This is a genomic window from Pantoea sp. X85 (assembly GCF_029623675.1).
GTDB lineage: Bacteria > Pseudomonadota > Gammaproteobacteria > Enterobacterales > Enterobacteriaceae > Pantoea > Pantoea leporis.
Genome location: NZ_CP121109.1, coordinates 555,380 through 568,076, shown reverse-complemented (window position 1 = coordinate 568,076; position 12,697 = coordinate 555,380). Strand labels below are relative to the sequence as shown.

The window sequence follows — 12,697 nt, the reverse complement described above, 5'->3', positions numbered from 1 at the left end:
GCCTTTATTTAAAATTGATACGAAACGCTCATCGAAACACTGCGCGGTGCGCCATAAACGTAGCTGTTCATGTAGCTGTAATATTCGCGGTCAAACAGGTTATCGACGTTCGCCTGCACCGCCACCTGCTTAGTCACCTGATAGCGCGCAAACAGCGAAGCCAGCGGAATGCTGCCCTGATAAACACGCACGCTATCGCCGCTGGCATTGGTGGCATCTTCAAACACGCGGTTCTGCCAGTTGATGCCGCCGCCAACCGTGAGATCCGGCAACATCGGCAGCTGATAACGGGTAAACAGCTTAAAGGAAGTTTGCGGCTGATAGCTGTTGAAACGTCCCTCTTTATCCCGCGCCACGTAGCGTGTGGCGCCGAACGTCAGCTGCAGATTATCCGTTAGCGCACCATTTAGCTCAAACTCCGCACCTTTGCTGACCGCACCTTTGGCGGGCGCATAAGCCTGTTCGTTGCCGCTCAGATAGACGCCATTAATCGCCTGCCCCACGTTGTCCTGCTCAATACGGAATACCGCCACCGTCGCGGTTAATCGACCATCATACCAGGCGGACTTCAGGCCGGTTTCATAGCTTTTACCGGTAACCGGCGACAGGTATTTACCGTTGATGTCGCGATCGGTTTGCGGCAGGAAGATCGAGGTATAGCTGCCGTACGCCGACCAGGCATCGTTGATGTCGTACACCAAACCAGCGTAAGGCGTGGTGTTATTGTTCGTCATATCACCGCTGCTGCCGTTGGTGCTCCACTGCGTATAACGCGCCCCAATAATCAGCGACAGCGGATCGGCCAGCGAGAAGCGCGCGGCGGTATAAGCCGATTTCTGGCGAATGATATCGTCGGCATTCTGATACCAACCTTGCCACTGCGGCTCGGCAATGTTGCCGTTCCAGCTGTTATTGAAAATGCCCATATCGTTTGAGGCGATGTTGTAGTTTTCCAGATCGGTAACGCCATCCTGGCTGTAAGTGGCGTTGTGCTGGCGGCTGTAGCTCACGCCCGCCATTAACTGATGCTGACGACCTAACAGCTCAAACGGACCGCTGGCGTAGCCGTCGAACGAATCCATCTGACGTTTACCGCGATCCATGCTGCCATAGCCGGTGGTGCCTTCGCCGCTGTCCTGATCGGCGCTGCCCATCACATACAGCAGTTTATCGTTGAAGGTGTTCTCGGCGTGCGTGCCGTTGACGTGGATGTTCCAGCCGTTATCGAAGTTATGATCGATGTCGGCGAATATTTTGCGCGAATTAGTGTTGTAGCGCGCCCAGTTGGCGGCGGAGTTGAGGCTGCGATCGTAATGCGTGGTGGCGTTGTTGCTGTAGAACATCGGCAAGCCGCCCCACGTTGGATTGCCGGTGTTAGCATCTTCGTAGTCGTAGCCCAGCGACAGCGTGGTGTGCTCAGTGATGTCGGCATCAATCACGCCGTAGAGGAATTTTTTGGTTTTGTGGTAGCGATCGAGCCAGCTGTCTTCATCGCTGTAACCGGTTACCACGCGGCCGCGCAGGCTGCCATCCTGGTTTAGCGGTGCTGAGAGATCCGCAACATAACGCTGTTTGTTCCAGCTACCGTAGCTGGCGCTGACCGTACCGGTAAAGGTTTTACTGTCGGCGTGTTTACGTACCATGTTGATCGAGGCTGACGGGCTGCCCGCGCCGGTCATCAATCCGGTGGCGCCGCGTACGATCTCAATACGATCGTAAATGGCGGTATCAGAAGCGGCATCACCGTAGTTCCAGTTGTCATTAACTGATGTTGGGATGCCATCGAACGAGAAGTTGGTGACTTTAAAGCCGCGCGAATAGTATTCCGAGCATTCACTGTCGATCAGATTGGTCGAGATGCCGGTGGCGTTGGTCAGCACATCGTTCACCGATTGCAGGTTCTGATCCTGCATGCGCTGTTGCGTTACCACGCTCATTGACTGCGGTACATCGCGTGGCGTCAGCAACAGCTTAGTGCCCGCTCGCGTGGTTTTTACCGCGTAATCCTGCTTTTCATTGTTATCGCTGTCGCCTCTTGCGGATGCATCGACCACCAAATCCTGCTGCGAATCGCTTGCTGCCTGCGCCAGGCTTGGCGTAAGTAGGGCATGAATCGTCACCGCCAGCAGTGAGACGTTAAAGGTTTTCCTGATGCCAGACATAAAGTTTCCTGTTGAAACGCGTGTTATAGGAAGCTGTTTTGCTTCGTTTTTTATCGTTTACGTCGTAACTCATTCGCCCAAATGGGCAGAAGAGCAGGTACGCAAACCGCCACTGCGTATTTATTGAGAAAGCCAATGATAATCATTTGCTTTAAAGAATCTGCGGAAGGTTGCAACTGTAATTGTAATAATGTGTAAGTAAGTTATGAATCAACGATTTACGGGTGAAAATAACCTGTTAATTGCTCACGTTTTCCTATTTTTTCAGGCGATATTTGGAGGTTTTTAGTAAAGAAAGGTGTGCGGCATGCTGGAATCGATCTACGGCAACGTAAGGAAGATCGTCGAGAAAGTTGCTAAGTTCATGCTAATGCGTATGATTCTCATTCTTCTTGAGTTTTCCGTATGCGTACACGCGTAACGGAGCCGTTCATCCATTGATGGAGTTGAGCATGAAATCGTTATTTAGCCCGCGCAAAGCCGCCGTAGCGGCAGCGATCGTCGCTGCATTCAGCCTGACCGCTTGCCAGGCTCCGGCGAAAAAAGCCGAAGCGCCAGCCGCCGTTGCCAAGCCAGTTGATACTTCTTTGACCCAGCGCACGCTGGGCGATGGCCTGTATGAAATGGCGTATTCCCCTGCTGCGAAAGCGTTATACGTTGCCAGCGCGCAGAGCTTTAAAGACGTTAACGGTGGTGTAATTTATCGTCTCGACCCAACCACACTGGAAACCAAAGGCGTTACGCATACCGATTTGAAAAACTTTGGTACGGCGATCGATGAAGCGGGCAACGTGTTCTACACCACCAACTCGCTGGATGGCGCTATCTCTAAAGTGGATGCGCAGAGCGGCAAAGTGCTGGAACGTTTAGTCTTCCCAGGTAAGAAAGATAAAGAAGGTTATCCGGCGGGCGCGCGTGAAGTGCTGTGGCACGGCAACGAGCTGTATGTCGGTCGCGTAGCCGATCCGGGTTACATCTCGGTGGTTGATGAGAAAACCTTCAAGCTGAAAGCCACCATAAAGAATGCAGGCAAATGGGTAACCGGCATCATCTATTCCCCGCTGACTGAGCGCATTTACGCGACCAACGGCGCGGGCGAGATTCTGGTGATCAATCCACGCACCCACAAAATTGAGAAGCGCTGGACCGCCGGCGACGGTAAAGAGTATCTGTTCCTGAACATGGCGGAAGATCCGGCTACCGGCCGCCTGTTCGTAACCGATGACTCAAAAGGCAAAGCCACGCTGGTGTTTGATGAGCGCACTGGGAAAGTGATCAAGCTTATTGAAGGTGATGCGCTGGCGATTAAATTCAACGCTAAGCGTAATGAAATCTACATCAGCCAGCGCGAATCGAAGAAAGTGCTGCAGCTGGATGCCACCACTTACGCGGTGAAAAACAGCTGGTCGTTTGATAACAATCCAAACAGCCTGCTGATTGGCCCGGACAACAACACGCTGTATGTCACGTTGAAAGCGGAGTTCAACAAAGACTCCTCAACCAAAGGCCAGGATCAGATTGCGCGCATCGCGCTGAAATAATCCCCGACCTGTAGCGATAATCCATGCCCTCGTAAGAGGGCATTTTTGTTTCTGATGGCTTATAACAGTGCAGGTGAGGCTGTTTTCCTCTGTTAATAATGAATAAGGCGCTGGCTATGTTTAAAGGTTTGAGTGCGTTTCCCCTGACCCCGCTTAATGCTTCGGGTATCGACGAGCACGCTTTTCTCACTCTCCTCGTGCGGCTCACTGAAGCAAAAGTGGATTCGCTTGGCGTGCTGGGATCCACCGGTAGCTACGCCTATTTCACGCGCGAACAGCGCAAGCGCATCACGACGCTGGCGGTGCAACATGCGGAGGGGATTCCGGTTATGGTCAGCATTGGCGCGGTGAGCACCGATGAAGTGCTACGACTTGCCGAGGATGCGCAACAGGCCGGTGCCAGCGCATTGCTGCTGCCTGCGGTTTCCTATCAGAAGCTTAACGATGACGAGGTGTTTGGCCTGTATCAGGATGTCACGCGCTACGTTTCGCTGCCGGTGTGTATTTATGACAATCCAGGCACCAGCCACTTTGTGTTCTCCGATGCGCTGCATGCGCGTATTGCCACGCTGCCGTATATCGCCTCGATAAAAATTCCCGGCGTGCCTGCCGATATCACCGCTGCTACGCAACGGGTCAGCGCTTTGCGCGCTCAATTGCCAGAAGACGTCACTATTGGTGTCAGCGGTGATGCCTTTGCCGCAGTGGGCCTAAACGCCGGTTGTGAAGTGTGGTATTCCGTGTGCGGCGGACTGTTCCCGCGCACCGCTAAAGCGCTAACGGATGCTGCGATGGCAGGGGATTTTGCATCGGTGGCTGAACAGTCGCAGCGGCTGGAACCGCTTTGGGCGCTGTTTACCCAACATGGCGGCAGTATCCGCGTTATCTCTGCAGCGGCCAGCGCGCTGGGCCTTGTAGAGAACGATTGCCTGCCGCGCCCGTTACGTTCGCTGTCGGCGGCGGATGTGGCAGAAGTCAAAAGGGTCATCACGGAGCTCGAGCTGGCGTAGTGATAATGAGTTGATTAACTGTGATCGCACTAATAGTTAATCTGATAATAGTTTCAATGGTTATCATTGTTTCCATCGAAGGCGCATAGCCTTCAAATCAAACAATCAAAGGAATACGACCATGAAAACTATCAAAACTCTGACTATTGCCGCTGCTGCCGCTCTTTCACTGATGTCTGCTGCCAGCTTCGCACAGACCGTTTCAGCAACCTCGCTGACTCTGGATGGTGCTGAAGCGAAAATCGCTGCGCAGGCAAAACAGAACGGTGAGCAGTACAAAATTTTAGAAGCGAGCAACGGCAACGTCGTACACATGACTGCAGAACTTTACAAATAACGGATGGTTGCATACGGATGTGCCAGAACAGGTCGCCTACGGGCGGCCTTTTTTGTCGATATAACGCAGAAACTGCATAGTTACGTAAGTTATCGTGATCGCACTAATGGTTAATATTGAAACGATAACCTGAGTTATTATTGTTCTCATCGAAGGCACACAGCCTTCTCGTTAAACCACTAAGGATTATGACCATGAAAACTATCAAAACACTGTCTATCGCCGCTGTTGCTGCTCTTTCAATGATTTCTGCTGCTAGCTTTGCACAAAGTATATCTGTTGAGTCTTCTACTCTGGATGGCGCAGAAGCGAAAATTGCAGCACAGGCACAGGAGCAGGGCGCTCAATACAAAATTACTGAAGCCAACACTAACAACCGCGTACACATGACTGCCGAGTTATACAAATAAGTTAATTGCACAAGCAGTTGTGTTAAGGCCGCCTCCAGGCGGCTTTGTTGTATCTGAATGTCCGTAAATGGCCTGCGCATGTCCCGCCGCACGTCCAGGCTGTGTGTATCATCAACGCAGTCCTCCCCCACACGGATATCGCATGAAAACCTACATCAGCAAAAAATTCTCTCCCGCCAAAGCCTGGGATGCGTTAGACATCGCCAACTTCGCCGGCACCAGCGTGCGTCTGCACTGGACCAATCAACCTTACAAGTGGCACATCAATGATGGCGAGGAAGTGTTTGCGGTGCTGGATGGTGCGATAGAGATGCATTACCGCGAAGCAGGCGAGCTGAAGAAAGTGCTGCTGAATAGCGGCGACATTTTTTACGCCAGCATCGGCACCGAGCATGTTGCGCACCCGCAAGGCGAAGCGCGCGTATTAGTGATCGAAAAAGAAGATTCGGTTTAACGCCTGCTACTGACTCACCCAAACACGCTAACGTATCAAGTGTGTTAGCGTGTTTGAGATTCACAATCGTGCGAAAAGTAACCGCCTGCGCGCATCGGGCGCGGTGTGGTGCGAGGCGAGTTTTATCCACAGGTTAACGGCGACTCTACGCACGGGGATTGTGGATAACCTTAGGCGAGGTGCCTAATGGGCACCTCAAAAATTAATTGATGGCATTCACAAAGCGGCGCGTTATCTGCTGTGGACGCGTAATCGCGCCGCCGACCACCACCGCATGCGCGCCCAGCGCCAGACAATGCGCCGCCATTTCCGGCGTTTCAACATTCCCCTCGGCAATCACCGGCACCTTTACCGCAGCCAATACGTCACGCAGGAAGCGGCAATCATCGGCGGCCAAATAGCAGCCTTGCGTTTCTGCGGTGTAGCCGTGCAGGGTGGTGCCGACACAATCGAAACCTAATTGTGCCGCCTGACGCGCTTCTTCCACCGTGGCGATGTCCGCCATCAGCAACAGTTGCGGATAGCGTTGGCGAATCGCTGCCACCAACGCCGGCAGCTGCAAATCGCCGGGACGTGTGTGTAACGTGGCATCCAGCGCAATCATCGCCGGATTCGCCACCATCAACTCATCCACTTCCCGCAGCGTCGCGGTGATATACACATCGCTTCCGGGATAGTCGCGCTTAATAATGGCGATAATCGGCAAATCCACGGTTTGCATAATCTGCTGCACGTCGATCAGGCTGTTGGCGCGAATCGCCGCCGCACCGCCTTCCATCGCCGCTAACGCCATGCGCGACATAATAAACGGGCTGTGTAACGGCTCATCTTCCAGAGCCTGACACGAGACCACCAGTTTTCCCTGAATCTGGGCCAGCATCGGTGCTTTCATAGCGCGAGTAACTCCTCTACTTCATTTTTGATAATGGTGACGTGCGCGCCATAAATCACCTGCACGCCTTTGCCACGTTGGATCACGGCGCGTGCGCCGGTAGCTTTCAATGCGTTTTCATCGAGTTTGCTGCTGTCGATGAGCGTGATGCGCAGACGGGTGGCGCAGCAATCCAGTTCGGCGATGTTCTGCTTGCCGCCTAAAGCCGCGATCACCTGCAGTGGACGCTCTCCGGCGACCATAGGCACAGTTTCAACGCTGGCGTCTTCGCGCCCCGGCGTTTTGAAATTGAAGCGGGTGATCAGCAAGCGAAAAGTAAAGTAATAGAGCAGGAACCACGGCACGCCAACCAGCGGGACATACCACCAATGGGTTTTCGCTTCGCCCTGCAATACGCCGAACAGAATGAAATCAATCAGGCCGCCCGAGAAGGTTTGGCCGATGGTGATGTGCAGGATGTGGGCGATCATAAACGCCAGCCCATCAAACAGCGCGTGGATGACATACAGCATCGGCGCGACAAACAGGAACGAGAACTCAATCGGTTCGGTGATGCCGGTAAGGAAAGAAGTCAGCGCCGCCGACAGCAGCAATCCGGCCACGCGTTGACGGTTTTCCGGCTTAGCGGTGTGGTACATCGCCAGACACGCGCCGATCAGGCCAAACATCATGGTGATGAAGCGCCCGGACATAAAGCGCGCGGTGCCAATGTAGAATTGTTGCGTGTGGGGATCGGCAAGCTGGGCGAAGAAGATGCGCTGCGTGCCTTCCACCAGATGTCCGTTGATCACTTCGCTGCCACCGAGTGCGGTGGTCCAGAACGGCAGATAGAAGATGTGATGCAGGCCGAACGGGCCGAGCATGCGCAGCACGAAGCCGTAAATAAAGGTGCCGAAATAACCGGTGGCATCCACCAATCCGCCCATGCCAAAAATCAGCTTCTGGAAATGCGGCCAGACGATGGTCATCGCCGCGCCCACCACAATGGCGACCAAGGAGCTGATAATCGGCACGAAGCGCGAGCCACCAAAGAAGCCAAGGAACTGCGGCAGGGCGATTTTGTTGTAGCGATTATGCAGCATGGCCGTCACCAGCCCGATCACCACGCCACCAAATACGCCGGTTTCCAGCGTCTGAATGCCGAGCGCCATGCCTTGTCCCACCGCGCTAAGGTTGCCCTGCGCCAGCACGCCGGTCAGCGTCAGCAGCGCATTGATGGTGGCGTTCATTACAAGATAAGCCAGCAGCGAGGCCAATCCTGCGGTGCCCTTGTCGCTTTTGGCCAATCCTACCGCTACGCCAACCGCAAATAGCACCGCGAGGTTGGCGAACACCACCGATCCGGCGCTCGCCATGATGGTGAACATGCCTTGCAGCCAGGCGACATCGAGGAATGGATAGGCTTTGACGGTGTTGGGATTGGAAAGTGCGCCGCCAATGCCCAGCAGCAAACCGGCCGCCGGTAGCACGGCGATCGGTAACATGAACGACTTACCAAACCGCTGGGCTTTTTCAAACCAACCCCCTGAAGAGGCACCGCTGAACAGTGATGACATAAATTTTTATCCCTGAAGTGATTTTGTGGTGAAAATTATTATCACAATCTCATTCATAAGATGAAAATTTCCATCATTATTGTGATAGCTTTCACTTATGCCCTAATCTGCTGCACACTGTGCGCCATAATGTCGTGAAGAAGAGGCCGCCATGACGGACAACGAAAACATCTTGCTGCACCTGCGCCAGGGCTTGCCGGGCTACAGTCCGACGCTGCAAAAGCTGGGCGATTTCATCCTCACCGACCCGCAGAAAGTGCTGTATCTCACCATCACTGAACTGGCGCGTGAGACCGACACCAGCGAAGCGAGCGTCACGCGGCTGTGTCGTCATCTCGGCTGTAAAGGCTATACCGAATTCAAAATGGCGCTGGCGCTGGATGTGCAACACAATCAGCCCGCGGCCGTTGCTAGCGGTGACAGCATCGACATGCTAGTGGAGGAAACGGTGCAGGCGCTGCGCGATACCGGGAAATTCATTAACCGCGAGGTGCTTCAGAACGCTGTGGAAGCGCTGCATCAGGCTAATACCATCCAGATCTACGGCGTGGCGGCCAGCGCGATTACCGGTGAGTATTTGCACTATCGCCTGTTGCGCTTAGGTAAATCGGCGCAGCTGTTTGGTGATATGCATCGTGCGGCGATGAATGCCTCGACGCTCAGAGAGGGCGATTTGGTGATCGCCATCTCCGCTTCCGGCTCGACTAAAGATGTAATGCATGTGGTCAAGGTGGCGAAGAAGCAAAACGCGCGCGTGCTGATGCTGAGCAACACGCTGCGCAGCCCGATGGGCAGCTTAGCCGATATGCTGTTAGTGGCTGCGCGGCCGGAAGGCCCGTTCAACGCTGGCGCGCTGAGCGGTAAAGTGGGTGCAATGATGTTGGTGGAAGTGTTGATTAACGAGTTGATGACGCATGATGCCCGGTATCAGGCGGCCAGCCAGCAGACAGCAACGGCGACCTTGCCGATGTTGATGTAAAACGGCAAATCCATAGCGGCGCGATTTATTGCGCGTTTTTACACAAGTAAAAAGGTCAAAAGAGCGCGATAAATCGCGCCGCTACGGAACAGTGCTAATAGATTAAAGCGGTATTTCAGTTATTCGCTTGCCAATGCCGCCACCGGATCCATGCGTGCGGCTTTGCGCGCGGGCAGGTAACCAAAAATCATGCCGATGATGGTGGAGCAGGCAAAGGCCGCACCCGCTGACTGCCATGAGAAGATCGCCGTAATCATGCCGCCCGCCAGCAGGCTGATAATCGGACCAATCACCAGCGCCAGCGCGACGCCGAGCGATCCGCCCACCAGACAGACTAAAACTGCTTCGATCATAAACTGCTGCATGATGTCGCCGCGCCGTGCGCCCACCGCCATGCGCACGCCGATTTCATGGGTGCGCTCCGTTACCGACACCAGCATGATATTCATCACGCCGATGCTGCCAATCATCAGTGCAATTGAGGCGACCAGCAGTATCAACAGCGTTAACGTCGCGGCGGCATCTTCAATCGCTTTGCGGTATTTATCGCGGTTGAACACCAGGAAATCTTTGCTGCCGTGACGCGCGGTTAGCAGTTGCGTCAGCGATTCCACCGCCGGGCCGCTCACCACATCGTCCTTCAGCTTAATGCTGATGCTGGTTAGCGCGGTTTGCCCGCTGATGCGATACATCACGGTGCTCCACGGCAGCCACACGCTGAGGCGATTGGGCGACATGCCATCGTTATTATCCGCCACGCCAATCACGCGCACCGGCACCGAACCGAGCACGATCATCTTGCCAATTGGGCTTTCCCCGTGTTCGCCAAACAGTTTGTTGCGCGTGTTGGTATCGATAATGATCTCCTGACGCGCGTGGCGTTCATCGCTGAAGTTGCTGCCTTCCAGCAATTTAATGCCCTGAATCTGGAAATACGCTTTGCCGACGCCGTACACCGAGGTTTTGGACGCGTTAGAGAGATAGCGAATCGGCTGATTGGCGATCATTTCCGGGCTGACCGCCGCGACAAACTGCTGACGCCCAATCACGTCGGCATCGGCCATCACCAGCGTCAGCACCGGATGCGCTTCATCCTCGACAAAATCACCACCGGCATAAATTGACACCACATTGGTGCCGAGCCCGGAAATACTCTCCAGCGTTTTTTGCCGCGCGCCCTGGCCGAGCGCCACCACCGTGACCACCGCCGCGATGCCAAAAATAATCCCGGTCATGGTCAGCGCGGTGCGCAGCCGATGCGCGTTCATGGCATTCAGCGCCATGCGCAATGATTCGCGAAAGCGATCGAGCAAGCCGCGCAGCTTGCTCTGGCTTTTAGGCGCGGCGGGGATATATTGCGCGCGGGTTGCATCCTGTTTGCGGCCGCTGTCGGCAAAAATCTCGCCGTCCTGAATCTCAATAATGCGATCGGCGTGCTGCGCCACTTTCATGTCGTGCGTGACGATGATCACCGTGTGACCTTCGCGATTGAGATCGTGTAGGATGCGCAGCACCTCTTCGCCGGAATGCGAATCCAGCGCGCCGGTCGGTTCATCGGCAAGAATAATTTCGGCACCGTTAATCAGCGCGCGCGCGATACTGACGCGCTGCTGCTGGCCGCCGGATAGCTCGCCCGGTTTGTGATGTTCGCGGCCCTGTAAACCTAAACGTGCCAGCAGATCCGCCGCGCGCTGCAGCCTTGCTTTGCCCTGCAGATTGGCGTAGATCGATGGAATCTCGACGTTGCTCAAGGCGCTGAGATCCGGCATCAGATGATAACGTTGGAAGATAAAGCCGATATGCTCGCGACGGACTTTCGCCAGCGCATCCGGCGACAGCGTGGCGGTGTTTTGGCCACTAATGAAATAGTCGCCGCTATCCGGCGCATCCAGGCAGCCAAGAATATTCAGCAGCGTCGATTTACCCGAACCGGACGGCCCGATAATCGCCACCAGCTCGCCGCTAGCAATGCTCAGGTTAATGTCTTTCAGCACATGCAGAGATTGCGAACCGTTAACATAGCTGCGCTGGATGTTTTTCAGTTCGATGATATTCACATCAACACCTCGTCAGCGCCCGCCGTCTGCGTAGCAAGGATCACTTTCTCGCCGACTTTTAAACCGCTCAGCACCTGAATATCAACGCTGTCAGTGATGCCAGTGGTGATGATGCGTTTGACCGGCTGGTTATCCTGATCGGGGATTTCCACGTAGGTTTTGCCATCCGCGTCTTTCTTCGTCGCCTGCACCGGCACCAGCAAAGCGTCTTTGGCGGAATCACGCAGCAGGTTGACCTGCGCCGTCATGGAGATGCGCAGCGCGTTGTCGGGGTTTGGCACATCCAGCAGCGCGTTGTAATAGACTGCGGCGTTGGTGCTGCTGGCTGGCGTGCTTTCGCTGTTGCCCATCAGCGCGTCATCTTTCATCACCGATTCCGGCGCCAGTTCGAGGCTGCGCAGCGTGGCGTTGTAGCGCTTGTCTGGATTGGAGAAGGTGGTGAACCACGCTTGCTGGCCTGGCTGCACGTTGTTGATGTCGGCTTCGGAGATCTGCACTTTAATCGTCATGGTGCCGAGCTGCGCCAGCTTGGCGATGGTTGGCGCGGTTTGTACCGCGTTCACCGTTTGACCTTGCTTAGTGACGATGGCGATGACCGTGCCGTCCATTGGCGCCATGATGCGGGTATAACCGAGATCGAGCTGCTTCTTATCCACCTCAATCTGCGCCTGAATCACGCGCGCTTTTTGCGCGGTTAGCTCGGCGCGTGCACTGCGCCACTCTTGTTCGGCGGTATCAAAATCCTGACGCGAGATCGCATTGGTTTTAATCATCTGCTGCAAGCGCTGATATTGCGCTTGCTGTCGCACCAGCGCGGCTTCGCGGGTTTCCAAATCGGCCTGCGCCACGCTCAGCGCCGCCTGCGCGTTACGCAAATCGCTGCGCTGCGGTTGATCGTCAATTTCGGCGATTAGCTGGCCTTTGCTGACGCTATCGCCAGATTTGATATAGAGCTTTTTCACCTGACCAGAAACCTGCGCACCGACGTTGACGCGTTCAACCGCATCCATTTTGCCGGTGGCAGCAATCACGTTTTCGATATTTCCCTGACGCACTTCGGCGGTGACCACCGCGTTAGGTTTATGGCGTGAACCGGCGAAATGCCAGATCAACAGCAGGAGAATGACGGCAGCGAGCGTAGCGAATAGCCACTTTTTTGAGATATTGAGCATAAGCGTCCCTTATATGAAGCGAGAATCATAATCACTTAAGGGAACAAACTGGAGAAAATTCGCCGGATTTATCTGGGTAATGCGCGCTGGTTGAAAAATGATTAAAGTTTTCCGAATAGAAAGGGCG

General features: G+C 54.6%; 11 protein-coding genes. 6 read left to right on the top strand and 5 right to left on the bottom strand.

What is annotated here, in order from left to right:
• Nucleotides 1-8: 8 nt before the first annotated feature.
• Nucleotides 9-2,162, bottom strand: a complete 2,154-nt coding sequence (gene fhuE, locus P6287_RS22205; RefSeq protein WP_277975055.1) for a ferric-rhodotorulic acid/ferric-coprogen receptor FhuE — start codon at nt 2,160-2,162, stop codon at nt 9-11.
• Between the two features lie 452 nt (nt 2,163-2,614).
• On the opposite strand from fhuE, the gene P6287_RS22200 reads away from it, so the two are divergent.
• From P6287_RS22200 to P6287_RS22180, 5 genes are all read left to right on the top strand, one after another.
• The gene (locus P6287_RS22200; protein ID WP_277975054.1) at nt 2,615-3,703 is read left to right on the top strand and encodes a YncE family protein; all 1,089 of its coding nucleotides are present in this window, start codon (nt 2,615-2,617) and stop codon (nt 3,701-3,703) included.
• 116 nt (nt 3,704-3,819) lie between these two features.
• Nucleotides 3,820-4,713, top strand: coding sequence for a dihydrodipicolinate synthase family protein (locus P6287_RS22195; protein ID WP_277975053.1), 894 nt, complete (start codon nt 3,820-3,822; stop codon nt 4,711-4,713).
• A gap of 121 nt (nt 4,714-4,834) precedes the next feature.
• Nucleotides 4,835-5,050, top strand: a complete 216-nt coding sequence (locus P6287_RS22190; protein WP_007890154.1) for a YdgH/BhsA/McbA-like domain containing protein — start codon at nt 4,835-4,837, stop codon at nt 5,048-5,050.
• 194 nt (nt 5,051-5,244) lie between these two features.
• Nucleotides 5,245-5,460, top strand: a complete 216-nt coding sequence (locus P6287_RS22185; protein WP_277975052.1) for a YdgH/BhsA/McbA-like domain containing protein — start codon at nt 5,245-5,247, stop codon at nt 5,458-5,460.
• 142 nt (nt 5,461-5,602) lie between these two features.
• Entirely contained in the window at nt 5,603-5,914 is a 312-nt protein-coding gene (locus P6287_RS22180; RefSeq protein ID WP_277975051.1) for a cupin domain-containing protein, read from the top strand.
• Nucleotides 5,915-6,116: 202 nt separating this feature from the next.
• On the opposite strand, the gene P6287_RS22175 is transcribed toward P6287_RS22180, so the two are convergent.
• The gene (locus tag P6287_RS22175; protein ID WP_277975050.1) at nt 6,117-6,806 is read right to left on the bottom strand and encodes an N-acetylmannosamine-6-phosphate 2-epimerase; all 690 of its coding nucleotides are present in this window, start codon (nt 6,804-6,806) and stop codon (nt 6,117-6,119) included.
• Nucleotides 6,803-8,362 carry a PTS transporter subunit EIIC gene (locus P6287_RS22170; RefSeq protein ID WP_277975049.1) on the bottom strand — a complete coding sequence of 520 codons (1,560 nt, stop codon included), beginning with the start codon at nt 8,360-8,362 and terminating at the stop codon, nt 6,803-6,805. Before P6287_RS22170 ends, P6287_RS22175 begins: the two co-directional genes overlap by 4 nt.
• 151 nt (nt 8,363-8,513) lie before the next feature.
• Here P6287_RS22170 and P6287_RS22165 point away from each other — a divergent pair, with 151 nt between their 5' ends.
• Nucleotides 8,514-9,341 (top strand): MurR/RpiR family transcriptional regulator, encoded by an 828-nt coding sequence (locus tag P6287_RS22165; RefSeq protein WP_277975048.1) that lies wholly within the window; start codon nt 8,514-8,516, stop codon nt 9,339-9,341.
• A 119-nt stretch (nt 9,342-9,460) separates the two neighbouring features.
• On the opposite strand, the gene P6287_RS22160 is transcribed toward P6287_RS22165, so the two are convergent.
• Nucleotides 9,461-11,398 carry a MacB family efflux pump subunit gene (locus P6287_RS22160; RefSeq protein WP_277975047.1) on the bottom strand — a complete coding sequence of 646 codons (1,938 nt, stop codon included), beginning with the start codon at nt 11,396-11,398 and terminating at the stop codon, nt 9,461-9,463.
• Nucleotides 11,395-12,570, bottom strand: coding sequence for an efflux RND transporter periplasmic adaptor subunit (locus P6287_RS22155; protein ID WP_110866794.1), 1,176 nt, complete (start codon nt 12,568-12,570; stop codon nt 11,395-11,397). Before P6287_RS22155 ends, P6287_RS22160 begins: the two co-directional genes overlap by 4 nt.
• Between the last annotated feature and the right edge of the window lie 127 nt (nt 12,571-12,697).